This is a genomic window from Kribbella sp. NPDC051137, from assembly GCF_040682535.1.
Lineage (GTDB): Bacteria > Actinomycetota > Actinomycetes > Propionibacteriales > Kribbellaceae > Kribbella > Kribbella karoonensis.
In genome coordinates this window covers 617,527-642,381 of record NZ_JBFBBI010000004.1, presented here as the reverse complement: position 1 = coordinate 642,381, position 24,855 = coordinate 617,527, and the positions used below count along the sequence as shown (strand labels likewise).

The 24,855-nt window shown below is 69.9% G+C and carries 21 protein-coding genes; 8 read left to right on the top strand and 13 right to left on the bottom strand.

All coding sequences use genetic code 11. The features are described 5' to 3' along the window. Positions 1–9 precede the first annotated feature (9 nt). Entirely contained in the window at positions 10–825 is an 816-nt protein-coding gene (locus tag AB0M51_RS24260; RefSeq protein ID WP_344195100.1) for an AraC family transcriptional regulator, read from the top strand. On the opposite strand, the gene AB0M51_RS24255 is transcribed toward AB0M51_RS24260, so the two are convergent. Next, the gene (locus AB0M51_RS24255; protein ID WP_344195102.1) at positions 791–1,651 is read right to left on the bottom strand and encodes a DinB family protein; all 861 of its coding nucleotides are present in this window, start codon (positions 1,649–1,651) and stop codon (positions 791–793) included. The genes AB0M51_RS24260 and AB0M51_RS24255 overlap by 35 nt on opposite strands. 59 nt (positions 1,652–1,710) lie before the next feature. Between AB0M51_RS24255 and AB0M51_RS24250 the strand changes: the two genes are divergently transcribed. Beyond that, positions 1,711–2,652: a WYL domain-containing protein gene (locus tag AB0M51_RS24250; protein ID WP_344195104.1), complete on the top strand. Its 942-nt coding sequence runs from the start codon at positions 1,711–1,713 to the stop codon at positions 2,650–2,652. Here the strand turns inward: AB0M51_RS24250 and hrpA are convergent. Continuing rightward, positions 2,649–6,554, bottom strand: a complete 3,906-nt coding sequence (gene hrpA, locus AB0M51_RS24245) for an ATP-dependent RNA helicase HrpA (protein ID WP_344195106.1) — start codon at positions 6,552–6,554, stop codon at positions 2,649–2,651. The genes AB0M51_RS24250 and hrpA overlap by 4 nt on opposite strands. A 232-nt stretch (positions 6,555–6,786) precedes the next feature. After that, entirely contained in the window at positions 6,787–7,191 is a 405-nt protein-coding gene (locus AB0M51_RS24240; RefSeq protein ID WP_344195108.1) for a universal stress protein, read from the bottom strand. 63 nt (positions 7,192–7,254) lie between these two features. On the opposite strand from AB0M51_RS24240, the gene AB0M51_RS24235 reads away from it, so the two are divergent. Further along, positions 7,255–8,037, top strand: coding sequence for an LLM class flavin-dependent oxidoreductase (locus tag AB0M51_RS24235; RefSeq protein WP_344195110.1), 783 nt, complete (start codon positions 7,255–7,257; stop codon positions 8,035–8,037). Here the strand turns inward: AB0M51_RS24235 and AB0M51_RS24230 are convergent. The 3 genes from AB0M51_RS24230 to AB0M51_RS24220 are packed head-to-tail and all read right to left on the bottom strand — an operon-like array spanning position 8,024 to position 11,371. Beyond that, positions 8,024–9,679 (bottom strand): AMP-binding protein, encoded by a 1,656-nt coding sequence (locus tag AB0M51_RS24230; RefSeq protein ID WP_344195112.1) that lies wholly within the window; start codon positions 9,677–9,679, stop codon positions 8,024–8,026. The two genes, AB0M51_RS24235 and AB0M51_RS24230, sit on opposite strands and share 14 nt — an antisense overlap. Beyond that, entirely contained in the window at positions 9,676–10,554 is an 879-nt protein-coding gene (locus AB0M51_RS24225) for an SDR family NAD(P)-dependent oxidoreductase (protein ID WP_344195114.1), read from the bottom strand. The genes AB0M51_RS24230 and AB0M51_RS24225 overlap by 4 nt, the downstream gene beginning before the upstream one ends. 40 nt (positions 10,555–10,594) lie before the next feature. After that, positions 10,595–11,371, bottom strand: a complete 777-nt coding sequence (locus AB0M51_RS24220; RefSeq protein ID WP_344195116.1) for an alpha/beta hydrolase — start codon at positions 11,369–11,371, stop codon at positions 10,595–10,597. Between the two features lie 78 nt (positions 11,372–11,449). On the opposite strand from AB0M51_RS24220, the gene AB0M51_RS24215 reads away from it, so the two are divergent. Further along, positions 11,450–12,577 (top strand): Xaa-Pro peptidase family protein, encoded by a 1,128-nt coding sequence (locus AB0M51_RS24215; protein WP_344195118.1) that lies wholly within the window; start codon positions 11,450–11,452, stop codon positions 12,575–12,577. On the opposite strand, the gene AB0M51_RS24210 is transcribed toward AB0M51_RS24215, so the two are convergent. Then, complete coding sequence (locus AB0M51_RS24210) at positions 12,574–13,551, bottom strand: helix-turn-helix domain-containing protein (RefSeq protein ID WP_344195120.1); 978 nt, start codon at positions 13,549–13,551, stop codon at positions 12,574–12,576. The genes AB0M51_RS24215 and AB0M51_RS24210 overlap by 4 nt on opposite strands. A 70-nt stretch (positions 13,552–13,621) precedes the next feature. Between AB0M51_RS24210 and AB0M51_RS24205 the strand changes: the two genes are divergently transcribed. The 3 genes from AB0M51_RS24205 to AB0M51_RS24195 all read left to right on the top strand — a co-directional run bounded on the left by AB0M51_RS24205 (position 13,622) and on the right by AB0M51_RS24195 (position 17,631). Further along, on the top strand, positions 13,622–14,896 hold the full coding sequence (locus AB0M51_RS24205; protein WP_344195122.1) for an MFS transporter: 1,275 nt from the start codon (positions 13,622–13,624) through the stop codon (positions 14,894–14,896). Positions 14,897–14,943: 47 nt separating this feature from the next. Then, complete coding sequence (gene soxR, locus AB0M51_RS24200; RefSeq protein ID WP_344195124.1) at positions 14,944–15,423, top strand: redox-sensitive transcriptional activator SoxR; 480 nt, start codon at positions 14,944–14,946, stop codon at positions 15,421–15,423. Between the two features lie 81 nt (positions 15,424–15,504). Then, complete coding sequence (locus AB0M51_RS24195) at positions 15,505–17,631, top strand: DEAD/DEAH box helicase (protein ID WP_344195126.1); 2,127 nt, start codon at positions 15,505–15,507, stop codon at positions 17,629–17,631. Here AB0M51_RS24195 and AB0M51_RS24190 read toward each other — a convergent pair. The 6 genes from AB0M51_RS24190 to AB0M51_RS24165 all read right to left on the bottom strand — a co-directional run bounded on the left by AB0M51_RS24190 (position 17,628) and on the right by AB0M51_RS24165 (position 23,964). After that, on the bottom strand, positions 17,628–18,926 hold the full coding sequence (locus AB0M51_RS24190; RefSeq protein WP_344195128.1) for a sulfatase-like hydrolase/transferase: 1,299 nt from the start codon (positions 18,924–18,926) through the stop codon (positions 17,628–17,630). The two genes, AB0M51_RS24195 and AB0M51_RS24190, sit on opposite strands and share 4 nt — an antisense overlap. A 14-nt stretch (positions 18,927–18,940) precedes the next feature. Beyond that, positions 18,941–19,963 (bottom strand): LacI family DNA-binding transcriptional regulator, encoded by a 1,023-nt coding sequence (locus tag AB0M51_RS24185; RefSeq protein ID WP_344195130.1) that lies wholly within the window; start codon positions 19,961–19,963, stop codon positions 18,941–18,943. Between the two features lie 2 nt (positions 19,964–19,965). Beyond that, entirely contained in the window at positions 19,966–20,856 is an 891-nt protein-coding gene (locus AB0M51_RS24180; RefSeq protein WP_344195132.1) for a carbohydrate ABC transporter permease, read from the bottom strand. Then, positions 20,853–21,776: a sugar ABC transporter permease gene (locus AB0M51_RS24175; RefSeq protein ID WP_344195134.1), complete on the bottom strand. Its 924-nt coding sequence runs from the start codon at positions 21,774–21,776 to the stop codon at positions 20,853–20,855. Before AB0M51_RS24175 ends, AB0M51_RS24180 begins: the two co-directional genes overlap by 4 nt. Then, positions 21,773–23,050 (bottom strand): sugar ABC transporter substrate-binding protein, encoded by a 1,278-nt coding sequence (locus AB0M51_RS24170; protein WP_344195136.1) that lies wholly within the window; start codon positions 23,048–23,050, stop codon positions 21,773–21,775. The genes AB0M51_RS24175 and AB0M51_RS24170 overlap by 4 nt, the downstream gene beginning before the upstream one ends. Positions 23,051–23,184: 134 nt before the next feature. Further along, positions 23,185–23,964 (bottom strand): metalloregulator ArsR/SmtB family transcription factor, encoded by a 780-nt coding sequence (locus AB0M51_RS24165; RefSeq protein ID WP_344195138.1) that lies wholly within the window; start codon positions 23,962–23,964, stop codon positions 23,185–23,187. 103 nt (positions 23,965–24,067) lie between these two features. Between AB0M51_RS24165 and AB0M51_RS24160 the strand changes: the two genes are divergently transcribed. After that, positions 24,068–24,853, top strand: coding sequence for a GNAT family N-acetyltransferase (locus AB0M51_RS24160; RefSeq protein WP_344195140.1), 786 nt, complete (start codon positions 24,068–24,070; stop codon positions 24,851–24,853). The last annotated feature ends 2 nt before the right edge of the window (positions 24,854–24,855 follow it).

Below are 24,855 nucleotides of genomic sequence, written 5' to 3'. Positions count from 1 at the left end.
TGTGTTGAGGTGGAGCAGGTCCTGCGGTTCGAGGCGCACGCGTTCGGCCGGCCGTACCATGCGGCCCGGGTGCGGATCCCGGCGCGCGCCCGGGACACCGAGCTGCACACGCATGCGGACTTCCACGAGTTCATGGGCGTCGTGTCGGGCGGTGGCGAGCACCTGTTGACGACGGGCGTCGAGGAGCTGCGGGCCGGGGACGTCGTACTGGTGCGGCCGAGTGACCGGCACGCCGTCCGTGGGTCGGCGGACGGCCTGGAGTTCGTCAACGTGGCGTTCCCGAGCTCGCTGTGGCAGGGGTTCCTCGACCTGACGCGCACCGCTGGATGGTCCTCCCGCGGCCCGGTCGGCTTCCATCAGCCGGCCGCCGTCCCCGTCTTCGAGCGGGCGCTGGACCGCTTCCAGACCAACCCGAGCACCTATGACCTGTTGCGCTTCTGGACCGATCTGCTGGAACTGCTCACCCCCGGGGAGCCGGGCGCTCCCGGCGTCCCCGACTGGCTGGCCAAGGCGTGTACGGCGATGCGTGCCGAGGAGAACCTCCGCGGCGGAGTCCCGCGACTTCTCCAGCTGGCAGGAGTCAGCGCCGCGCATCTCTCGCGCTCGCTGCGGGCCGCGTACGGCGTGACGCCGACGGCCTTCGTCGCCGATCTCCGGCTGGAGCACGCCGCATCTTTGCTCGCGGCAACCAACACCTCGATCGCCGGCATCGCGAGCCGCTGCGGCTTCAGCAGCCAGTCGTACTTCACCCGCTGCTTCAGCACCGCGCACGCACTCACCCCGAGTGAGTTCAGGCACCGCTCCCAGCGCGCCTTCGTGCCGTGAGGTAGTCGGTGACCTCACGCTGCTGGAAGAACTCCGCCCAGCCGGGGACGTCGACGTCGTACTGCGTGTCCTTCAGCGACAGGTCCGCGCCGCGGTCGATGAGGAAGCGCAGCGTGTCGAGCTCGCCGGTCCCGGCGGCGAGGTGGGCGGCGGTCATGCCGCCGGCCGTCCGCTCGTCGACGCCGAAACCGCGGTCGGCGAGCTGTCGTACGACGTCCCAGCGTTGGGCCGCGGCCGCCTCGGCGAGGAGCCCGGGGCGGTCGGCCGGAGTGAGATCCCCGGCGAGCGCGGCCGGGAACGGATCGTCGGGGTTGAGCCCGCGGTAGAAGTCGCGGACGGTGCCGACCTCGGCGCCGTGGTGGACGAGCTCGTCGAGGATGTGCAGCGCGAACGAGGTGCCGTCGCTCTCGGCGTACGGGCCGGCGATCGGACCCATCGCCCGGTCGAGATCGTCCTGGCTGAGCGCGTCGAGCCGTCCTCGCCAGATCTCGTACGCCCGGTCGAGGGCGGCCAGCGCGTCCGCGGCGGATCCGGGGACGGGCGGCGCCTCGCCGGTCGCGGTGTGCCCGAACCAGGTCGCTGTACGTTCGGCTTGCAGGATGTCGACGATGTGCGTGATCCGCCAGGCCAGGGTCGTGAACGGAGCCGGTGCGGGCGGGATCCGCGATCCGTCGGCGGCGTACCCGCCGGCGGTCCTCCGTACCGTCCAGCAGCCGTCGAACGGTTCCCAGAAGTACTCGTCGTCGGTCAGCCCCTCGACCCGCTGCCGCAGCCGTTGCCAGGCGAAGTCCGACAGGTCCAGGAGGTTCTGCGAGAGCGTCGTCATGTCCTCACGGTAGGACGACCTGCGGACAGGATCGGTCCGCAGGTTGCAGAATATTGACGATGGACACCGCGACCCGGTTGCTGCGCCTGCTGTCCTTGCTGCATTCGCGTCCCCAGTGGGACGGCGCGGAGCTGGCCGCAAGGCTCGAGATCACGCCTCGGACCGTACGGCGGGACGTGACGCGGCTGCGTTCGCTCGGCTACCCGATCGAGGCGGAGGCCGGGATCGGCGGCGGCTACCGCCTCGGCCCGGGCGGCCGGCTGCCACCGTTGCTGCTGGAGGACGCCGAAGCCGTCGCGATCGCGGTCGGCCTGCGCGTCGCGACCACCACGACCGTGTCCGGCGTCGAGGAGGCGGCGATCTCCGCGCTCGCCAAACTCCACCAGGTGCTCCCCGTTCGGCTCCGCGAACAGGTCGACGCGATCGGCGCCCACACGACCCAGCTCCCGCAGGGCGAACTGCCCGCCGTGGACGCCGGCGTACTCGTCACGCTCGCCGCGGGCTGCCGGCGTACCGAGGGGATCCGGTTCGGTTACCGAACCCACGACGGCACCGAGTCCGAGTGCAGCGTCGAACCGTTGCAGATCGTGCACACCGGCAAGCGCTGGTACCTGGTCGCCCGCGACCGTGACCGGCAGGCGTGGCGCACGTTCCGCGTCGACCGCATCACGCATCCCGAGCTGACCGGCTCCCGGTACCGGTTCGACAACCCGCCGGACCCCGCCGCACTGGTTGCCGAAGGCACCGGAGTCGCCCCGTGGGACCTCGTCGCCCGGCTCCGCGTCCGGGCCCCCGCCGAGACCGTCGCTCGGCTGATCCCACCCACCCAGGGAGTCGTCGAAGCTCTGGACGCCACCACCTGCGAGGTCCGCTTCGCCGCGAACGACCTGGGCCCGCTGGTCGCCCAGGTCACCCGGATCTACTGGCCCTTCGAGATCCTCGACCCACCCGAACTACGAGCCGCCGTCCACGACCACGCCCGGCGCCTGCTCGACTCCTAGCTCTCGGCCAGCGCCTTCCGGATGCGCTTCTCGGAGACCGGGTACGGCGTACCGAGGGTCTGGGCGAACAGGCTGACCCGGAGTTCTTCCAGCATCCAGCGGACCTCGAGGAGGGCGGGACTCGGGTACTTGCCGGTCGGGACCGCGCGGAGCTTCTTGCGGTACTCGTCGGTGAGCATGTCGACGACGGCCATCCCGGACCGGTCCCGGGCCGCGTTGGCGCCGAGCTTGTCCAGGCGCTGCTCCATCCCGCGCAGGTACCGAACCAGATCGGGCAGCCGCTTGGCGCCGGTCTCCGTGATGAAGCCCGGGTGCACGAGCCCTTCGAGTTGCCCGCGGACGTCGGACAGAGCGGCGAGCAACGCCGGCGACGACGCGCGGGAGATCTGCTTGTCGACGGTCCGCGCATGCGCCAGCACCTGCTCCACCTGTTGCAGGATGGTCAGCACGGTGTCCGCGAGGTCCGACCGCACGGCGTCCCGCAGGATCGAGAACGCCGTGAGATTCCACGCCGGTCCGCCCGCGGCCGCCATCAGTTGATCGACGGCTGCGCCGATCGCGTCGTCCAGCAGCTCGCCGACGTTGCGGTGCGGCCCGGCCATCAGCGTCATCTTCTGCTGGTTGCTCAGGTGACGCTGCACGACGTCGATCACCGACGGCATCGTGAGCAGCAACAGCCGCCGCGTCCCCGCCCACATTGCCGCCGCCTGGTCCCGCTCGGTCTCCTGCAGGCGGATCGCGACACTCTTGCCCTCGTCGTAGAGCGCGGGATACCCGGCCACGGTGAGACCGTTGCGGTGCTCGGAGAAGCTTCGGGGGAGATCGCCGAAGGTCCAGTCGGTCAGCCCGGACCTCTCCAGCCCGCTGACCGCCTTCGACGCGACCTGGGAGATCGCGGCCGTCGTCTTCGGCTTCAGCTTCTCCTTCAGCCTGGCGAGATCCTTGCCCTCGGCCACCGTCTTGCGCTGGTCGTCCTCGACCCGGAACGTCATCCGCAGATGCTCCGGCACCCGGCTCCAGTCCCAGTCGCCGGTCTCGATGACCACGCCGCGCAGTTCCTGGAGCGCGCGGGCCATCGCGTCGGTGAGCGGCCCGGACGCCGGATCCAGCTCGGGCAGGATCTGCCGCGCGTGATCGGGCGCGGGCACGATGTTCCGCCGTACTGCCTTGGGCAACGACTTGATCAGCGTCGTGACCAGTTCCTCGCGGAAGCCGGGCACGGTCCACTCGAAGCCGTCCGCGGTGACCTGGTTCAGCACCAGCAACGGGATGTGGACGGTCACGCCGTCGGCGTCGGTGCCCGGCTCGAACGCGTAGGTGAGGTCGAACGTCATCCCGTTCTGCGTCCAGTGCAGCGGGAACTCGTCCTCCTTCACCTCGGCGCCCTCGCGGACCACCAGCGAACGCTCGAAGTCGAGCAGGTCGTGGTCGCGCTGCCGGGCCGTCTTCCACCAGGTGTCGAAGTGCCGGCCGGTGACGACCTCGGCGCCGATCCGCTCGTCGTAGAACGCGAAGAGCGTCTCGTCGTCGACCAGCAGGTCGCGCCGCCGGGTCCGCTCCTCGAGCTCCTCGACCTCTTCGATCAGCTTGCGGTTCTCGTGGAAGAACTTGTGGTGCGTGTCCCAGTCGCCCTCCACCAGCGCGTGCCGGATGAACAGCTCGCGGGACACCTCCGGGTCGACCTTGCCGTAGTTCACCTTGCGGCGGGCAACGATCGGCACGCCGTAGAGCGTGACCTTCTCGTACGCCATCACGGCACCGGCCTTGCGTTCCCAGTGCGGCTCGGAGTACGAGCGCTTGATCAGGTGCGGGGCGAGATCCTCGGCCCACTCGGGCTCGATCTTCGCGTTCACCCGGGCCCAGAGCTTCGACGTCTCGACCAGCTCGGCGGCCATCACGAACTGCGGCGGCTTCTTGAAGAGACCGGAGCCCGGGAAGATCGCGAACTTCGTCCCGCGGGCGCCGAGGTACTGGTGCTGGTTCGCCGGGTCCTTCATGCCCAGGTGGGAGAGCAGCCCGGACATCAGCGAGATGTGCACGCTCTGCGGGTCGGCCGGCTCACCCGAGTTCAGCTTCACCCCGATCTGCGAGGCGACCTGACGGAGCTGCGCGTAGATGTCCTGCCACTCACGGACGCGCAGGTAGTTCAGGTACTCGCTGCGGCACATCCGGCGGAACTGGTTGCCGGACAGCTCCTTCTGCTGCTTCTTCAGGTAGCCCCAGAGGTTCAGGTACCCGAGGAAATCGCTGTTCGGGTCGCGGAACCGGGCGTGCGCCTGCTGTGCCTGCGCCTCGGCGTCCGTCGGGCGCTCGCGCGGGTCCTGGATCGAGAGGGCGGCGGCGATCACCATCACCTCGCGGACGCAGGCGTGCTTGTCCGCCTCGACGATCATCCGGGCCAGCCGCGGGTCGAGCGGGATCTGCGCGAGCTGCCGGCCGATCGGGGTCAGCCGGCCGCCCTTCGGGTTCTCGATCGCGCCGAGCTCGGTGAGCAGCTGCAGGCCGTCGGTGATACTGCGCCTGTCCGGCTCGTCGATGAACGGGAACGCGGCGATGTTGCCGAGCCCGATCGCGGTCATCTGCAGGATCACCGAGGCCAGGTTCGTGCGGAGGATCTCCGGATCCGTGAACTCCGGACGGTTCTCGAAGTCCTCCTCGGAGTACAGCCGGATGCAGATGCCGTCGCTGGTCCGGCCGCTGCGGCCCTTGCGCTGGTTGGCGCTCGCCTGCGAGACAGGCTCGATCGGGAGGTGCTGGACCTTGGTGCGGTGGCTGTAGCGCGAGATGCGCGCCGTACCGGGATCGATGACGTACTTGATGCCGGGGACGGTCAGCGAGGTCTCGGCGACGTTCGTGGCGAGGACGATCCGGCGGTTCGAGTGCGGCTGGAACACGCGGTGCTGCTCGGCGTTCGACAACCTGGCGTAGAGCGGGAGGATCTCGGTGGTCCGGCGTTCGCCGCGGAACTTGTCGTTCAGTGCGTCGGCCGTGTCCCGGATCTCGCGCTCACCGGACAGGAACACCAGGACGTCGCCGTCCGCCTCGTACTCGAGCTCGTCGACGGCGTCCAGGATCGCCTGGGTCTGGTCGCGGTCGATCGTGCTCGGGTCGTCCGGGTCGTTGACCGGGCGGTACCGCACCTCGACCGGGTAGGTCCGGCCGGAGACCTCGACGATCGGAGCCGGCGTACCGTCGGCGGCCGCGAAGTGCGCGGCGAACCGCTCCGGGTCGATGGTCGCGGAGGTGATGATCACCTTGAGGTCCGGGCGGCGGGGGAGCAGCCGCTTCAGGTACCCGAGGATGAAGTCGATGTTGAGGCTGCGCTCGTGCGCCTCGTCGATGATCAACGTGTCGTACCGGGTCAGGTCGCGGTCGCGCTGGAGCTCGTTCAGCAGGATGCCGTCGGTCATCAGCTTGACCAGCGAGCGTTCGCTGACCTTGTCGGTGAACCGGACCGCGAACCCGATCGTCTCACCCAGCTCGGTGCCGAGCTCCTCGGCGATCCGCTCCGCCACCGTCCGGGCCGCGAGCCGCCGGGGCTGGGTGTGCCCGATCATGCCGTGGATCCCGCGACCGAGCTCGAGACAGATCTTCGGGATCTGGGTGGTCTTCCCGGATCCGGTCTCGCCGGCGACCACGACGACCTGGTGGTCGCGGATCGCGTCGGCGATCTCGTCCTTGAGCCGGCTGACCGGGAGCTCCTCCGGATACGTGATCTCCGGCACGGCCTGGCGGCGTACCTCGACCCGTCGCTCGGCCTGCTCGACCGCGGTGACCACGGCGCGCAGCTCGTTGGCCCGCTTCTGCTCTTCCTTGGTACGCCGGACCCGCTCGAGCCGCCGCCCGAGCATCTCGCGGTCGTACGCCGTCAACCCGTCGAGCCGGCCGGCGACCTCGCTCAAGCTGGAGGTGTCGCCACCCTCAGCGCCGCCAGGCGTCGGGCTACTGCCTTGGGAAGCGCCGGACGGCGTGTCGGCGGGACTCCTGCGGCCCTTGCCGCCGCGGCGGCGCCGACGGGACGCCGGGGCCGGGGAAGTGGGGGCTGGGGAAGTGGACTCGGTCCGGGCATCAGGCATAACCCGACCAGTTTAGGCGGCCGCCGCGAACCCCTCACCCTGATTACCCGGCGGCCTGTCAGTCGTGCGGAGAGGGGACCTTGACGGCGAGGACCGGGACCGGTGACTCCAGCAGCACACGCTGGGCGGTGCTGCCGAGGATCAGCTTGCCGACGGGGCTGCGGCGGCGGAGGCCGAGGACGATCAGCGCGACGTCGTCCGCCGCGGCGGCCTTCAGGAGCTCGCCGGCCACGTCGCCCTCGGAGAGCGCCTGCTGGATCGTCACCTCGACACCCTGCGCGCGCAGCTTCGCCTCGGCGGCGGCCAACTCGTCGGCGTTGGCGTAGCGGGCGTCGATATAGGTGTCGCCGCGGCTGGTGTTCAGCAGCAGGATCGAGGCCCCGCGCAGCTCGGCCTCGGCCGCCGCCGCGGTGAGCGCCGCCTCACCCTCGGGCGTTGGTACGTATCCGACGAGAATCTTCACGGCCCCCACTCTTCCATCAATCACCCGCTCCGGCGGGCAACCCGCCCCGCATAAGGTCGTACCATGCCCGAACTCCAAGTGGTCCTCCCGAACGAGTCCGCCGCGATGCCGCCGGAACGCCTCGTCGAGCTGGCGATCGCCGCCGAACAGCTCGGCTACGGCACGGCCTGGCTGCCCGACCATCTGCTCCCGCCGGGCGAGTTCGGTTCGACGTACGGCGGTGTCTACGAGCCGCTGGTGACGATCGGCTACCTCGCGGCGCGGACGACCCGGATCCGGTTCGGTACGTCGGTGCTCGTGCTGCCGCTGCGCAGCCCGTACGCCGTGGCGAAGCAGGCCGCGACGTTGCACCGGCTGTCCGGCGAACGTCTTGTGCTCGGTGTCGGCCTGGGATGGGTCGAGGCCGAGTTCGCGGCGGTGGGCGCGGTGTTCGAGGAGCGAGGCCGGCGTACGGACGAGTCGCTCGGGATCATCCGGGACCTGTTCGAAGGCCGGGACCGGGGCGGTGTGTTCGAGCCCGCGCCGCGCGCTCCGCTGCCGGTGATGGTCGGCGGTACGACGGGACCGGCGTTGCGTCGGGCCGCTCGGTACGGGGATGAGTGGCAGGGGCTCGGGCTGGACGGTGCCGGGTTCGCGGCGGCGGTGTCGCGGTTGCGGTCGTACGGCGATCGGCCGGTGCGGGTCGGGACGCGGCTTGACTGGTCCGCCGGTGATCCGGGCCCGGTTGTCGCGATGGCGCACGAGTTGGCCGAGGCGGGGGCGGAGACGTTGGCGGTGTCGTTCGGGGAGGAGAGCGGGGCGCTGGATCGGATGACGCGGTTTCACGCCCTGTTCACGGCGGGGTGAGGCGGTTGCGGAGCACCTTGCCGGTGCCGTTGCGGGGGAGTTCGTCGAGGATCACGATCTGACGCGGGGTCTTGTAGCGGGCCAGGTTCGCCTTCACGTGCGCGATGAGCTCGTCCTCGGTAGCCGGCGCGGCGAGGACGACGTACGCGATCAGTCGCTGGCCGAACTCGTCGTCGGGTACGCCGGCGACAACCGCCTCCGCGACGGCGGGATGCGCGGCGAGGCACTGCTCGACCTCGACCGGATAGACGTTCTCGCCGCCGGACACGATCATGTCGTCCTCGCGGCCGTCGACGTACAGCCGGCCGCCCGCGTCGAGGTGGCCGAGGTCGCCGGTGCTCATCCGGCCGTCGACGACGGTCTTGTTCGAGCCGTCGGAGTACCCGCCGAACACCAGCCCGCCGCCGGCGAAGATCCGTCCGGTCGTGCCGGCGGGCACCGGGCGGTCGTGGTCGTCGAGGATGCGGATCGAGCTGCCGAGACAGGGCCGTCCGACGGTGCCGGGCGCTTCGACGAGGTCGGCGGCGGTGGCGATGGTGGCGATGCCGACCTCGCTGGATCCGTACGCGTCGCACAGGACCTTGCCGAACCGCTCGATGAACTCTCCGGCCAATGGCGCGCCGAGTTGCGCGGCGCCGGAGATCACCGCGCGAAGCGAACGCAGGTCGTACTGCGCGGTCGCCGTCGGCCCCAGCTCGAGCAGCCGCCGCAACATCACCGGCACCGCGACCACCGATCCCGCCCGCGTCGCCTCGACGTCCGCGAGCAGCGTGCCGGCGTCGAACCGCGGCCGCAGCACCAACGGCGACCCGAGGAACAACGCCAGCATCGACATCAACAGCCCGACCCCGTGGAACAACGGCGGAGCGATCACCATCGGCTCCCCGGCCCGCAGTCCGAACCGCTGCAACGCGCTCCCGGTCAACCCCGCCAGCCCGAGTGCGGTAGGCACCCGAGGAGCACCCTTCGGCGCACCCGTCGTCCCTGACGTCAGCAACACGATCCGCCCGACCTGCGTCCCCACTGGCGCCGGTGGCGCATCACTCAGGGCAAGCTCGCGCAGGGTTGCAACTGCCGAGCCGGCCCGGCCTTCCCCCTCCCGGTCCGGCGCCGCAGCAGGAGTGGAGTAGATGGACGGGACTTCGGCGGGTGGGGTGAATTCCGGATCGTGGATGAGGACGTCGGGTTTGTGCTGGTCCAGGACGGCCCGGAGCTGGGGTGCGGCGAATTCTGTGTTGACGAAGAGGACGTCGGCGCCGAGTCGGGAGGCGGACAGCGTGGCCGCGAGGAAGCCGGCGTGGTTGCGGCAGAGGACGGCGACCTTGCTCCCGGCAACGATTCCGTGGTCGGCGTGCAGCCCGGCCGAGATCCGCTCGCACCGGGCGTCCAGCTCGGCGTACGTGAGCTGGTCCTCCCCGCAGATCACCGCCGCCCGCTGCGGGAACCGGATCGCCGCGACCGCGCCGAGAGCGGCCATCGACTGACCCCACGTCCGCAGCGCCCGCTCGATCCGCACCAGCTGCGCGGGGCCGGCCGAGCGCCACACCCCGGACCGGATCAGCGCCACCGACAGACCGCCCACCTCGGCCGCGCCCTGCACCAGCCACCCCGGCGGGCGGAGCGGTCCGATCGGGTGGATCATCGCTTCTTCCCGCCTCCCGTACGCCGGTAGTACTGCTCCAGCAACCGATCCGTCGGCACCCGTAGCAGGTTGCCCACGGCATCGGCCGGCCGGACGAACGGCGGCGTGATGTTGTGCGGCCGGTCCGCGACCGCCGTGCACACCTGGTCGGCGGCCTGCTCCGGCGACAACCCGGGCATCTTGTTCAGCAGCGGTGTCGGCTCGCTCATCCGCGTGTGCACCAGCCCCATGTAGACGGTCGACGTCGTCACGCCGTCGCCGCGCACCTCCTGCGCGACGCACCGCAGCCACACGTCGAACGCACTCTTCGACGCCAGGTAGGCCGACCACCGCGCCATCGGCGGCGTCCGCACGCCGGCTGTCGACACGTTCACGATGTGCCCGGACCGCCGCTCCCGCATCGACGGCAGCAGTTCGAGGACGAGCTTCGCCGGCCCGAGGTAGTTGACCGCGTTGGTCCGCTCGATGTCGTGGAACCGCTGGTACGTGTCAGCGATCGACCGCCGGATCGACTTGCCCGCGTTGTTCACGAGTACGTCGACCCGCCCGTGCTCGGCCAGCACGATCCGCACGAGCTCCTCGACCGCGCCCGGATCCGCCAGGTTCGCCGGATACACGTACGCCGACCCGCCGCCCGACCGGATGTCGTCGGCCACCACCCGCAGCTGTTCCTCGGTCCGCGCGACCAGCAGCACGGTCGCGCCGGCCGCGGCCAGCCGGCGTGCGGTCGCCTCGCCGATCCCGTACGACGAGCCCGTCACCAGGACGACCTTCCCGCGCACGGCAGCAGCGAGCCGTTCGTCGGAGATCCGGGTCCGCCCGTTGGTCAGCGCGACGAGCAACGGCCACCCGATCGGACGCTTCGAAGCCACCATGCCGCCGACATTACCCGCTGGTAGTCATCGGCGGGAGCCCTCAACCCACCCTGAGCAACCACTCCCTGACGAACGCGCGCAGCAGCTCGGGCTGCTCGATCTGCAGGTTGTGCCCGGCAACGTCGAGGACGGCGTACGTCGCGCGCGGATAGTGGGGGAGCAGCGGGAACAGGTCCTCGAACCCGGTCACCGCGTCCTGCCGCCCGCACAGGATCAGCGACGGCCCGACGTACGGCGGGCCGCTTTCCGGCGCGATCGTCAGCGCCCAGTTCTTCTGGATGCGCTCCATCGCGGCCTCGTCGGCGACCGCCAGTCCGGGCGCCACGTCGGCGCGGTAGGCCGCCAGCGCCGCCGCGGTCCGCACCACCGCCAGGTCGGTGAAGTCCTCGCCTTCCTCGAGCGACTCGAGCACGCCGGGCTCCGTCCGGAGCACGACGTGCTCGGGCAGCTTCCGGTCCTTGTGCCAGAGCTCGCCGATCGGGCAGATCATCGCCAGGCCGCGGACCTGCTCGGGTCTCTCCGCGACCAGTCCGCGCGCGAGGTACCCGCCGTACGACTCGCCGACCAGCAGGAACGGCTGGTCGCCGATCTGCTCGTCGATGAACTCCCGCAGCGCCGCCATGATCCCGTCCGAGCTGTCGATGTCGCCGGCCGGGCTCTGGCCCATCGCGGGCAGGTCCGGATACAGCCTGCGGTAGCCGCTCAGCTCGCTGAAGATCGGCTCCAGACAGCCGGTCATCAGCCGGTGGTCCGGCGTCCATCCGTGGATCGCGAGGACCGGTACGCCGTCGCCGTGGGACACGAAGTGCAGTGTCATCGAGGTGCCTTTCGCCGAGCAGGGGTTGAAGCGAAACCCAGTTGTAGCAAGCCCTTCGGACAGTTTTAGAGTCTGACCATGGCCCGTCGCTCAGCACTTCCCCCGATTCCCGATGCCGCCGTACTCCGTGCCCGCCTGGACCGCGCCCGCGAGGCCGCGGCCGGCGCCGGTCTGGTGATCGCGCCGGGCTCCGACCTGCGCTACCTGATCGGTCAGGCGGGCGGTTCGTTCGAGCGGCTCACCGCGCTGCTGATCCCGGCCGACGGCGCCCCGGCACTCGTCGTGCCGAAGCTCGAAGCACCCGGGTACGGCGGCCTGCCACTCGAGGAGCTCGGCGTCGAGGTCGTGACGTGGGTGGACGGTGTCGACCCGTACAAGCTGGCCGCGGAGCGGCTCGGCGGTGCGGCCGAGGTCGCGGTCAGCGACTTCACGCCGGCGCTGCACGTGCTGGCGATCCGGGACGCGCTGCCGAAGGCCGAGCAGGTGCTGGCCGGCCCGATCGTCCGCGAGCTCCGGATGCGCAAGGACGCCGCCGAGATCGACGCCCTGCGGAAGGCGGGCGCCGCGATCGACCGGGTACACGCCCGGGTCGGCGAGTGGCTGCGTCCCGGCCGGACCGAGGCGGAGGTCGGCGCCGACATCGCGGCCGCGATCGTCGCGGAAGGCCACACCGAGGCGGACTTCGTGATCGTCGCAAGCGGCCCGAACGGCGCCAGCCCGCACCACGCGTTGTCCGACCGCGTGATCGAGGCCGGCGACGTGGTGGTCGTGGACATCGGCGGACCCGTTGCCGAGGGCTACAACTCGGACTCCACCAGGACGTACTCCGTCGGCGCGCCGCGGGACACCGACGTGACCGCGACGTACGCCGTACTGCAGGAGGCGCAGCAGGCCGCGGTGGACGCCGTACGGCCCGGCGTGACCGCCGAGGCGATCGACGCGGCCGCGCGGAACGTGATCGCGGCGGCCGGGTTCGGCGACTACTTCATCCACCGGACCGGGCACGGGATCGGGCTGGACGTGCACGAGGACCCGTACATCGTCGCGGGCAACGACCTGACACTGGAACCGGGGATGGCGTTCAGCATCGAGCCCGGCATCTACCAGGCCGGTCGCTGGGGTGCGCGCATCGAGGACATCGTCGTGGTCACCGCGGACGGCGTGGAGCCGCTGAACAAACAGCCCCACGACCTGGTCGAGGTCTAACCGGCTCGGAACGTCTTGCGGTAGGCGAGCGGGGAAACCCCGAGCTCTGACCGCAGGTGGTGTCGCAGGGAGGCCGCCGTGCCGAGGCCGGCCTCCTCGGCGATCCGGTCGACGGACAGGTCGGTCGTCTCCAGCAGGTGGCAGGCGTGCCGCACCCGCTGCTGCAGCAGCCATGTCCCGGGTGACTGACCGGTCTCGGCCTTGAAGCGCCGGCTGAACGTCCGCACGCTCATCTGCGCGTACGCCGCCATCGCCGACAGGCTGATCTCGGTGTTCAGGTGCCGCAGCGCCCACGCCCGGGTCGGCGACGTGCCCTCGCTGCCTTCCTCGGGTACGGCGTGCTCGATGAACTGGGACTGGCCGCCGTCGCGCCAGGGGGCGACGACGCAGTGCCGGGCGGCCCGGTTCGCGATCTCGGAACCGAAGTCGCGGCGGATCAGATGCAGGCAGAGGTCGATCCCCGCCGCGAGCCCGGCGGAGGTGAGTACGTCGCCGTCGTCGATGAACAGCCGGTCCTCGTCGAGCTTCACCTGTGGATAAACGGTGCGGAACAGCTCGGCGCGCTCCCAGTGCGTGGTCGCCGGTCGTTCGTCGAGGTACCCGGCCGCGCCGAGGACGAACGCGCCGGTGCAGATCGAGGCGATCCGGGTCCCGGGCCGCACGGTCGCGAGGGCGGCGGCGAGGTCCGCGGGCAGCGTTCCCTCGTACCGCGGCTGGTGGATGTAGGTGCCCGGGACGATCACCGTGTCCGCCGCGGCGAGGGCCTCGGGCCCGTGGTCCGGGGTGAGGGTGAACCCGGCGCCGGCGCGGACCGGACCTCCGAGGCCGCAGATGCGGACGTCGTACAACTTGCTGCCGTCGGCCGTGGTCGCGGCGCCGAAGACCGTCGGCGGGATGGTCAGGTCGAACCCGACCACCGGCTCGAGCGCGAGCACTGCGATCACGTGCGGTCGTACGGCGGACTGACGGCTCATGGCCATATCTTGACACATGTTGACTATGTGGCCACTAGTTCGATCGGCGTCGAACCGGCACTCTGGTCCGGTGACGCAGATTCTGGAGACGAAGAAGGCTCCCCGGGTGCATCTGGCCTGGGCGGTCGCGGTGGTCGGGTTCGTGACGCTGATCGGAGCAGCCGGCTTCCGGTCGGTGCCGAGTGTGCTGCTCGACCCGTTGCACGAGGAGTTCGGCTGGTCGCACGCGACGATCTCGACGGCGGTGTCGATCAACCTGCTGCTGTACGGCGGCATCTCGCCGTTCGCGGCCGCGCTGATGGACCGGCTCGGGCTGCGGAAGGTGGTCGGCGGGGCGCTGGTACTGATCGCGTTGGGCAGCGGGCTGACCGTGTTCATGACCGCGTCGTGGCAGTTGCTGCTGTGCTGGGGTCTGCTGGTCGGTGTCGGTACGGGCTCGATGTCGATGACGTTCGTGGCGACCATTACCGGCCGCTGGTTCGTGCACCGTCGCGGGTTGGTGACCGGGATCCTCACTGCTGCGGGTGCTACGGGTCAGCTGATCTTCCTGCCGCTCATTGCGGCCCTTGCCGCGCGGTACGGGTGGCGGGTGCCTGCGCTCGTGGCGGCCGGGGCGGCGTTGGCCGTCGTACCGCTCGTGATTCTGTTCCTCCGCGATTACCCGAGCGACGTCGGGCTGCGTGCGTACGGGGCTCCGGAGGGGAGTAGCGCGGGACAGCGGGTCGTGGCGACCGGCAGCAGCGCCGTACGGGCGTTGAATGCGCTGCGGATGGCTGTGCGGCGGCCGGCGTTCTGGATGCTGGCCGGCGGGTTCGCGATCTGCGGTGCGTCGACCAACGGGCTCGTCGGCACGCACTTCGTCACGGCTGCACACGACCATGGGATGCCTGCGACCACCGCTGCGTCGCTGCTGGCACTAGTGGGTGTGTTTGATGTCGGCGGGACGATCTTCTCCGGGTTCCTTACCGACCGTTGGGATCCGCGGTACCTGTTGATCACGTACTACTCGCTGCGTGGGCTGTCGTTGCTGGTGCTGCCGTCGCTGCTCGGTCCGACCGCTGCACCGAGTACATGGGTGTTCATCATCTTCTACGGGCTCGACTGGGTGGCGACCGTGCCTCCTACTGTCGCGCTGTGCCGGGAGTGGTTCGGGCAGGACGGGCCGATCGTGTTCGGCTGGGTGTTCGCGTCGCATCAGGTCGGTGCCGCGCTGGCGGCGACGGGTGCGGGGGCGATCCGGGACGCGCAGGGGAGCTACAACCTCGCGTGGTACCTGGCCGGTGGGTTGTGTGCGGCGGCGGCGTTGATGTCCGCGAGTATCGGGCGCCGGGTCGTGACTGCCTGACTCCGTCCGCTAGCCTCGATATAAGTTGAGGTCGGAGGGCAGGGCGAATGGACATCGAGCCGGGTGAGCTGACTGTCGGGCAGCTCTCGCAACGCAGCGGCGTGGCGATCTCCGCGCTGCACTTCTACGAGCGCCAGGGGCTGATCGTCAGTCGCCGTACGTCCGGGAACCAGCGCCGCTACAAGCGCGACACGCTGCGGCGGGTGGCGCTGGTGCGGATCGCCCAGCGCGTCGGCATCCCGCTCGCCGAGGTGGCCGCGATCCTCAAGCTGCTGCCGGAGAACCGGACGCCGACGCGCGCCGACTGGGAACGCATCTCGGAATGCTGGCAGGCCGAGCTCGACCGCCGGATCCTGCACCTCGAACAACTCCGCGACGACTTCAAGGACTGCGTCGGCTGCGGCTGTCTCTCGCTCGACCGCTGCGCCCTCGCCAACCCGCACGACACCCTCGCCACCACCGGTCCCGGCCCTCGCCGCCTCCTGACCGCCGACGACGCCCCCTGCCACCCCGCCCACTGCGCCTGACCCAGCGGCCCACGTGAGTTGTCCACAGGCTTGGGTGCGTGGACGAGCGGGTTGGGGGTGGCGCCGTCTAGGGTTTGCGGCATGGGTGAGACCGACGCGATGCTGATGCTGACCGAGGACCGGGCGAAGGTCGCCGGGGACGTGATCCGGGCGATCGCGGGAGACGCCGCGCGGCTGCGGGCGGACCAGGAGACCGCGGTCGCGGCGCTGTGCGAGGCGGCGGCGCGGGTGCTCGTGGTGCAGGCGACCGGCTGGGGCAAGTCCGCGGTGTACTGGGCCGCGACCGCGATCCGCCGGGCCGAAGGGTTCGGGCCGACGCTGGTGGTCTCGCCGCTGCTCTCACTGATGCGTGACCAGGTCGCCGCCGCGAGCCGGGCAGGCCTGCGCGCCGCGACCTTGAACTCGAACAACATCGACGCCTGGTCGGAGATCGAGCACGACCTCCGCTCCGGCGCTGTCGACGTACTCCTGGTGTCCCCGGAGCGTCTGGCGAACCCGGGGTTCGGGCGCCGCGTGCTGGACGGCCTTGCGGGCAACATCGGACTTCTCGTCATCGACGAGGCGCACGCGGTGTCGGACTGGGGGCACGACTTCCGGCCCGATTACCGGCGGGTGTCCGACGTGCTGCAGAAGCTCAACCCGGACACCCCCGTGCTGGCGACGACGGCGACGGCGAACTCGCGGGTCACGGACGACGTCGCGAAGCAGTTGGGCGCGTCGACGCTGGTACTGCGTGGTCCGCTGGCGCGGTCGAGTCTGCAGCTGGCCGTGGTCGATGCGCTGTCACCGTTGGACCGGTTCGCGTGGGTCGTCGACGTGCTGCCGCAGCTGCCCGGGTCGGGAATCGTGTACGCGTTGACCGTCGCGGACGCGCAGCGGCTCGCGGCGGTGATCCAGGAGGTGCACGGCCGGGACGTGCCGGTGGCGGCGTACACCGGGCAGCTGGAGGCGGGGGAGCGGGAGAGCCTCGAGGACGCCTTGCGGGACAACCGGCTGAAGGCGTTGGTCGCGACGTCGGCGCTCGGGATGGGGTACGACAAGCCGGACCTCGGGTTCGTCGTCCACGTGGGTTCGCCGCCGTCGCCGGTGTCGTACTACCAGCAGGTCGGGCGTGCCGGGCGCGGGATCGACCACGCGGTGGTGGCGCTGCTGCCGTCGGACGCGGACTCGGGCGTCTGGGACTACTTCGCGACCGCGACGATCCCGGTGCCGGAGAACGTGCAGCGGTTGTTGCGGGCTCTGGAGGGCTACGGTCCGGATCAGCCCGCGTCGGTGCCGGCGCTGGAGGCCGAGACCGGGCTGCGGCGTACGCGGGTCGAGTTGATGCTGAAGCAGCTGGCCGTGGACGGGGTCGTGGAGCGGGTCGAGCGCGGCTGGTTGCGGACCGGCGCCGAGTGGACGTTCGACGCCGCGCACTACGACGGCATCGTGTCGGTACGGCGGCGTGAGGCGGACATCATGCGCGCGTACACCCACGGCGACCGTTGCCTGATGCAACTGCTGCAGGAGTCGCTGGACGATCCGTCGGCGGAGCCGTGCGGACGCTGCTCGGTGTGCCTGGGGAAGCTGCCGGAGCCGCTCACCGCGCGGCCCGATCCGGAGACGGTGGCAGCCGTCACGCGGTTGCTGCGCGGCGAGGTGCATGTGCTGGAGCCACGCAAGATGTGGCCCGGCGGGGCGTTCGGTGCCCGCGGCAAGATCCCGCCCGGGTTGTCCGCGGAACCGGGGCGGATCATCGTGTACGCCGACGCGCCCGAGTGGCGGGAGGTCTTGCAGGGTGCGTTCAGCGGTACGCCGGCCCATGACGCCGTCGAGGCCCTGAAGGCGGGCGCGGTCGCCGCGCTGTCCCGCTGGCGCGGTTCGTGGTCGGCCCGCCCGGAGGTCGTCGTACCACTGGCGGCCGGCGGTCACCCCGACCTGACCTCGGTCGTCGCCGACCACGTCGCCGGCGTCGGCCGGCTCGAGCGGGCCGAGCTGACCGTCGACCGCGCCGGCTACACCGACGATCTCTCCTCGGCGGAAGAGGCCAAGGTCTGGAGAGACGGCATCGTCGTGGACCCCGCCACAACCCAAGCCGTCACCGACAGAACAATTCTCCTCTTGGTAGACGCAACCTCATCCCAGTGGCCGGTCACAGTAGCCACCGCCAAGCTTCGCGAAGCCGGTGCCGCCGCGGTGCTGCCTCTGGTGATCCACAAGCGACCCTAGCCCCGCGGCCGTCGCCAGCCGTCGAGCGCTTCCGACCAGCTCTCGACCTGCTTGCCGAGGTCGGCCAGCACCTCGGGCTCGCGTGCGGCCAGGTCGGTGGTCTCGTGCGGATCCGCGAGCAGGTCGAACAGCAGACGGCCCGGTTGCCGTGGCGCCCCGAGACGTTCGGAAGGATCGGCGACGAGCTTCCAGCGTCCGCGGCGTACCGCGAGCTGGCCCTCGTACTCCCACGACAGCACGCGCTCCGAATCGGTCCGGCCCCGGGACAGCGCGGGCAACAGATCTTCTCCGTCGAGATCCGCGTCCGGTTCGAGGCCGGCGGCGGCGAGGATCGTCGGCGTGACGTCCATCATCATCGACGGCACCTCACACGTCCTGCCCGCGGGCAGGACGGCCGGCCAGGACCAGATGCCTGGCACCCGGATGCCGCCCTCGAAGACCGATCCCTTGTGGCCGCGCAGCCCGCCGGTCGAGCCGCCGGCGTACGCGATCTCCTCGCCGCCGAGCCAGTTCCGCTCCTCGGCGGACGGGCCGTTGTCCGACGAGAAGAAGATGATCGTGTCGTCGAGCCGCCCGGTCTGCCGCAGCGCCTCGACGATCCGCCCGACGCCGTCGTCCACCCGGCTGACCATCGCGGCCATCACCTGCTCGTCCCAGGGCAGATGCGCGTACTTCGCCATCGCGTCCTCCGGAGCGTGCATCGGATAGTGCGGCGCGTTGTAGGCGACGTAGCAGAGGAACGGCTCGGCGGTGTGCCGGCTGTCCTCGATGAACTCGACGGCGCGGTCGGTGATCAGGTCGGTCAGGTACTCGCCGTTGTTCCAGATCTCGGTGTCGTCCGACCACAGGTCGTGGATCGGGTAGCGGACGCCCCAGTACATGATGTGCGAGTAGTAGTCGACGCAGCCTGCGCGGAAGCCGACGTGGTGCTGGAAGCCGTGCCGCAGCGGGGCCGACCCGGGCTCGACGCCGAGGTGCCACTTGCCGAAGATCGCGGTCCGCCAGCCGGCCTCCGCGAGCGTCGAGGCGAGCGTGGACTGGGGCGGGAGCCCGGAGGTGTCGCGTTTGGCGCCGAGGATCGACTCGACTCCGGCGTGCGCGGGGTGCCGACCGGTCAGCAGCGAGGCGCGGGACGGCGAGCAGACCGGTGAGTTCGAGTACCAGTCGGTCATCCGGACGCCGCGATCGGCCAGCGCGTCGATATGAGGTGTGCGGATCTCCGGGCTTCCGTAGCAGCCGAGATCTCCCCACCCCAGGTCGTCGGTGTAGACGATCACGATGTTCGGTCGCGTCACCAGGCAGCTCGCTTTCAAGAGGGGAGTGTGGAGGAACGGAGCGGGTCGAGACGGACCCGGCCGGTCGGTAGCAGCCGGGTGGTCGGCGGCTCGCCGGCGTTCTCGATGCGGGCCGTGAGGAGCTCGACGGCGTTGCTCACGAGCAGCGTGAAGTCCGCCGCGACGAGAGTCAGCGGCACGGGGGAGAGGAACGCCGAGTCGATCTCCTCGGTGCACGCGGCCTCGATGTCCGCACCTTCGAGTGCGATCGCACGCAGTACGCCGAGGAGCAGGAGACCGGTCGTGGTGACGACGGCGGTCGGCGGCCGATCGGAACGCAGCATTCCGGCCACGGCCTCGGTGGCGGTGCCGGCGACCAGGTGGCCGACACTGACCAGATCCGGATCCGGGGTGCCGCCGTGCCGGCGCAGGACGTCGTTCCAGGCCGCGTAGCGCCGCGATCCGGGATCGGTGTCCACCTCGCCGCCGATGAACGCCATCCGGCGATGACCCTGCACCCACAGCTCCTCGACGATTTCGGCCATCGCCTTGTAGTAGTCGAAGGTGACCACGTCGGCGACCACGCCGCTCGGAATCCTGTCGACGTACACGATCGGCGCACCGGACAGCCGGGACCGCTCGCCGAGGACGTCGCCGTTGGCAGGTACGACGAACAACCCGTCGACCCGGCGGCTCGACATCTCCTTGATCAGATGCTTCTCGCGCGCCCACTCCTTCTGCGTCACCGATACGAGCAGCGTGGAACCGTGGTCCTGCGCCGCTCGGTCGAGCTCGGCGATCAGCGTGCTGAAGTAGTGCGACTCGACGGCGTCCACGAGCAGTCCCCAGGTCATCGACCGGACGCCGGGACGCAGCGAGCGTGCGGACGCGCTGAGCACGAAGTCGAGCTGGGTCACCGCGCGGCGTACCCGCTCGGCGGTCTCGCTCTGGACGGCGGCGGACCCGTTGAGCACGCGCGACACGGTGGACATACTCACCCCGGCCAGGACGGCGACGTCCTTGATCGTCGGCGGCTTGGGTTGAAGGTTCCTGCTCATCGTCACTCCTTCACGCTCCCGGTCGCGAGACCGGATACCAGACGTCGCTGAGCGATCGCGAAGAGGATGACGGTGGGAACCGACGCCACCACCGATGCGCACATGACGAGGTCCCATTGTGTCGTGAACTCGCCGAAGAAGTCGGACAGCCCGACCTGCACGGTCTTCAGCTGGTTGTCGGTCATCAGCACCTTGGCGAACAGGTACTCCTCCCAGGCCATCACGAACGTGTTGATCGCGACCGTCGCGACTCCGGGCCAGGCGATCGGGAAGATCACCCGGAACAGCACCCCGAGGGTCGAGCAGCCGTCGATCCGCGCAGCCTCGTCGAGCCCCTTCGGAACGGTGTTGAAGTACCCCATCATCAGGTACGTCGCGAACGGCAGCACCAGCCCCACGTACGCGAGGATGAGGCCCTGGTACGTGTTCAGCAGGTGCAGCTCGGAGAAGAACAGGTACAGCGGCGTGATCAGGATGACGAACGGGAACAGCTGCACTGCGATGAAGGCCACCATCAGCACCCGCTTGCCACGGAACTCGAACCGCGAGAACGCGTAACCGGTGAGGCACGAGACGAACACCGCGACGACCATCGCCACCAGCGCGACCACCGTGCTGTTCAGCACGTAGCGGCCGAAGGCCGAGCCGGCGAACAGTTGCCGGAATCCGTGCACGGTGAAGTGGTCCGGCAGGATCCGGTTGAGGTCGAACATCTCGTCCGCCGGCCGGAAGGCGGTCATCACCATCCACGCGAACGGGAAGACCATCGCCGCCAGCACCACCGCGACCGTCGCCAGCACGGCGGCGTCCCCGGTGCGGGACCGGATCTTCCGCCGGCGCAGCTCGCGGGTCGTCGAGGAGGCTTCGGTCCGGTCGTACGTCGTCGCGGTCATGAGTTCGGCCTCCGCTGCAGGATGCCCAGGTAGAAGATCGTGAACAGCACCATGCAGAACGACATCAGCAGCCCGATCGCGGCACCGGAGCCGAGCTTGTTGTCGACGAACGCCGTGGTGAACAGCTGGGTCGCGAGCACCTGGGTGTAGGTGCCGGGGCCGCCGCCGGTCGTCAGGTACACGTAGACGAAGTTGTTGAACGAGTTGATCGTGATCATCAGCGCGACGACGCCGAGCACCGGCCGCAGATTCGGCAAGGTGACGTACCGGAGTGTCCCGAAGCGGCCGGCTCCGTCGATCGCCGCCGCCTCGTACTGGTCGTGCGGAATGGCTTGCAGCCCGGCCATCAGCACGATGATCACGAACGGCAGCTCACGCCAGGAGATGATCGCGATGATGCACCACCACACAGTGCTGGTCTGACCGAGGAACGGGACCCCTTGGTCGATCACGCCGAACCGCATCAGCAGCTGGTTGAGCAGACCGGCCTGCCCGTCGAGCAGCCACCGCCAGGCGGCGACCGCGACGGTCGGCGGGATCATCCACGGGATCAGCACCAGCGTCCGGGCGAGCCCGACGAGCCGGAGCCTCCGCAACACCGGCGCCTGGAGGAGCAGCGCGATACCGAGGCCCAGGACGAGCCGGATCGCGACCGTCGCCAGCGTCAGCCAGACCACGGTGCTCTTCAGGCTGCTCAGCGTCAACGGGTTCGTCAGCACCGACCGGAAGTTGCCGAGGCCGACGAACGGGCCGTCACCGAGGGCGTCGTACGGCGTGACGTCGTGGACCGACAGCCACAGGTTGTAGGCGGCCGGCACGGCGAACAGCAACAGCAGGATGATCAGCCCCGGGGCGATCAGCCCGTACGGCGTGAGCCCGCCGGACGGACCGCGTCGCCGCGGGACCCGGGTGGCGTTCATCGCGATTTCAGCTCACCCTCGATCTGGCTGATGATGTTCGCGGCCGCCGAGTGGCTGTCGGTCTGGCCGGAGTACACGGCGCCGAACTGGGCGTTGGTGATCTTGCTGAGCGTGTTCACCGGCACCGGGCCGCTGATGTAGCGGCCGAAGGTCTGGGCGTGCGGCAATTGTTGCTGGTAGCCCTCCTCGCCCGGCGGAACCTTCATCTTGGTGAGCACGGTGGTGGCCGCCGGGTACTGCGAGATCTTGGTGAAGGCCTCTGAGCTGTTCAGGTACTTGAGGAACTCCCACGCCTGCTCAGGGTGCTTGGACGCCGCGCTGATCCCGAGCATCCGCCCGCCGAGGTGGGTGGCGCCGTCCTTCAGCCCGTCCGGCATCGGGGCGGTCATCACGGCCGGGTTCGCCTTCTTGGCCTGCCGGAAGGTCTGCGGGGCCATCATCGTCATCGCGCAGGTGCCGCGGGACAGCCCGCCGACGAGCTGCGGGTCGGTCAGCTGCTCGACCGCGATCATCGACTTGGCGGTCGCGCCCGAGGTGAAGAGTTTGTTGAAGTAGTCGATCGCGGACTGCAGCTCGTCCTGCCCGACGCCGACCTTCCAGCTGTCGCCGTCCTGCTTGACCAGCGTCTGGCCGTGCGACCAGAGGTAGTAGTTGATCGGGAACCACTGGCCGGACCCGGGACCGCTCGCGCCGGTGAAGCAGAAGCCGGACCGCTTGGCCTTCGGGTCACTGAGCTTGACCGCGGAGGACGCGAGTTCGTCCCAGGTCGTCGGCGGCTTCAGCCCGGCGGCCGCGAGCAGGTCCGGACGATACGCCAGCGCGTAGGTGTCGACGGTCCACGGGAGCGCCCAGGTCTTGTCCTGGAACTTCGCCAGGTCCAGCGCCAGGAAGTGGTCGACCGGTGTCTCCGGGGCGGACTTCTTCGCCAGCTCGTCGATCGGTTTCAGGATCTTCGGCTTCGCAAGATCCTTCACGTTCACGTTGGCGATCTGGACGACATCCGGTCCGGAGCCCGAGTTCGCCTCGCGCGCGAACTGCTGGGCGCTGTCCGGTCCGGTCAGCGTCTCGAGCTTGACCTGGATGTCGGGATGCTTGGTGTTCCAGGCCTGCACCACCGCTTGCAGGCCGCCGATCTCCGACGGCGGATCGAACTGCCGGAACGTCAGCCGGACGACTCCGCCGGCGGAGTCTTCGTCCCCGGAGCCACCGCAGCCGGACAGTGCCAGCGGTACGGCCAGCAGTCCGGCGGTCAGGGCGAGCATGCTTCGTCTCATCGACTTCTCCTTCGACCCCCGCGCCGTGTCCTGCCGCCCGACGCTAGGATGAAAACGTTGCCATGGCAAGGTCGGAGAAGGAGAAATCACGCCCGCAAATGCCGATACGATGCAGATGCGAACGTTTTCAGCGACTAGTCGGTGAGCGCAGCGCTGCTCTCCACGACGGACTTGAGGTCGGCGAACACCCGCGGCCAGCCGGTCTCGATCATGGTCCGGATCACGCTGTCCGGCCCGAAGCCGCTGTGGACGACGGTGAGCTTGACCTGGCCGTCCACGGGCTCCAGCTCGAAGGACGCGGTCGACAGCGGCTCGCGGCTGGTCGCCTCGTACACGTCGCCGGAGAGGCCGACGGAGTCCGCGAACTCCCGGGTGATGTGGTGCCAGGCGTAGGTGAGCCGCGTGTACGGCGTGTGCTCGACGACGACCTGGCCCGGGCCGGCGATCGTGACGTCGCCCTGGTGCCAGATCATCTCGGAGCCGGCCTTCCAGTCGGTCTCGTGGCTCAGCCCCCAGTACTGCTCGGTGAACTTGGGATCGGTGAGCGCCTGCCACAGGCGCTCGGGGGTGGTCCGGATGTAGGTGGTGTACACGAAATCGTTCACAGTCGTCTCCAGTGAGGTCTTGAGGTCGGCGAGCAGTTGCACCCGCCGCCGGTCGTACTGGTGGATCCACCGGTCCGCGATCGCGTTGATCGGTTCGGCGTTCAGGTGGTGCAACTTCTCCCGCCCGCGCCACACGGTGGTGATCAGGTTCGCGCTCTCCAGGACGGCGAGGTGCTTGCTCACGGACTGGCGGGCCATGTCCAGCTCGGCGCACAGCTCCCGCAGGGTCTGCCCGTTCCGCACGTTCAGCAGGTCGAGCAGCCGTCGCCGGCTGGGGTCAGCCAGCGCCCGGAACACCTCGTCGTCCATCGCACTCCCGTTCCAGATAGGCAGCCATTCGGCTGCATGACTAACATAGGCAGCCAAATGGCTGCATGTCAAACCCGATTGACGGATACGTGAGGATGGCTGCGTGGAGATCACCAGCCTCGGCTTCCGTACCGACCTGTTGCTGCTCGAGCTCGGCGGCAGCGAGTTCCGCGACAACGGCGAGTACGTCGTGGTCCGGACACCGCAGAACCCGGGCTTCTGGTGGGGCAACTTCCTGCTCTACCGGACGCCGTTCGCGCCGGACGACACCAAGCTCCGGCTGGAGGACTTCCGCCGCGAGTTCCCGGACGCGAAACATGTTGCGTTCGGCATCGACAGCACCGACGGCGATGCGGGTGCGGTGGACGAGCTGACCGCGGCCGGCTTCGAGGTGGAGCCCAACGTCGTGATGACCGCCGAACGGGTCGTCCCGCCGCCGCACCCGAACGAGCAGGCGACGTACCGCTTCCTGAGCAGTGACGACGACTGGGAGCAGGTGTACCACCAAAGCCTGGCGTGCGCGGAGATGACCGTCGACGACGACTACAGGGAGTTCACCCGGCGCAAGCTGGTGGCGAAGCGGGCCGTGGTGGACGCCGGGAACGGGAAGTGGTTCGGGGCGTTCGACGGTGACCGGCTGCAGAGTTCGCTCGGGCTGATCTTCGACGGCAGCGGCCTGGGCCGTTTCCAGAACGTGCAGACCTCGCCGGAGGATCGCGGCCGCGGCCTCGCCGGGACGCTGGTGCACCACGCGTCGACTTACGGGCTGACCCAGGCGCGGAAGCTGGTGATGGTGGCGGACCCGGAGTACCTGGCGATCCGGATCTACCGGTCGCTGGGCTTCGCCGACACCGAGACCCAGCTCCAGATCGCCCGCCCGCCCGCGTGACA

Excerpts from the sequence above, each read along its gene's own strand:
- AB0M51_RS24185 (WP_344195130.1), bottom strand. The coding sequence starts at position 19,963 with ATGAGCAGGAACCTTCAACCCAAGCCGCCGACGATCAAGGACGTCGCC.
- AB0M51_RS24225 (WP_344195114.1), bottom strand. The coding sequence starts at position 10,554 with ATGGTGGCTTCGAAGCGTCCGATCGGGTGGCCGTTGCTCGTCGCGCTG.
- AB0M51_RS24220 (WP_344195116.1), bottom strand. The coding sequence starts at position 11,371 with ATGACACTGCACTTCGTGTCCCACGGCGACGGCGTACCGGTCCTCGCG.
- soxR (WP_344195124.1), top strand. The coding sequence starts at position 14,944 with ATGGACATCGAGCCGGGTGAGCTGACTGTCGGGCAGCTCTCGCAACGC.
- AB0M51_RS24180 (WP_344195132.1), bottom strand. The coding sequence starts at position 20,856 with ATGACCGCGACGACGTACGACCGGACCGAAGCCTCCTCGACGACCCGC.
- AB0M51_RS24165 (WP_344195138.1), bottom strand. The coding sequence starts at position 23,964 with ATGGACGACGAGGTGTTCCGGGCGCTGGCTGACCCCAGCCGGCGACGG.
- AB0M51_RS24250 (WP_344195104.1), top strand. The coding sequence starts at position 1,711 with ATGGACACCGCGACCCGGTTGCTGCGCCTGCTGTCCTTGCTGCATTCG.
- AB0M51_RS24255 (WP_344195102.1), bottom strand. The coding sequence starts at position 1,651 with ATGACGACGCTCTCGCAGAACCTCCTGGACCTGTCGGACTTCGCCTGG.
- AB0M51_RS24195 (WP_344195126.1), top strand. The coding sequence starts at position 15,505 with ATGGGTGAGACCGACGCGATGCTGATGCTGACCGAGGACCGGGCGAAG.
- AB0M51_RS24215 (WP_344195118.1), top strand. The coding sequence starts at position 11,450 with ATGGCCCGTCGCTCAGCACTTCCCCCGATTCCCGATGCCGCCGTACTC.
- AB0M51_RS24170 (WP_344195136.1), bottom strand. The coding sequence starts at position 23,050 with ATGAGACGAAGCATGCTCGCCCTGACCGCCGGACTGCTGGCCGTACCG.
- AB0M51_RS24230 (WP_344195112.1), bottom strand. The coding sequence starts at position 9,679 with ATGATCCACCCGATCGGACCGCTCCGCCCGCCGGGGTGGCTGGTGCAG.
- AB0M51_RS24175 (WP_344195134.1), bottom strand. The coding sequence starts at position 21,776 with ATGAACGCCACCCGGGTCCCGCGGCGACGCGGTCCGTCCGGCGGGCTC.
- AB0M51_RS24210 (WP_344195120.1), bottom strand. The coding sequence starts at position 13,551 with ATGAGCCGTCAGTCCGCCGTACGACCGCACGTGATCGCAGTGCTCGCG.
- AB0M51_RS24235 (WP_344195110.1), top strand. The coding sequence starts at position 7,255 with ATGCCCGAACTCCAAGTGGTCCTCCCGAACGAGTCCGCCGCGATGCCG.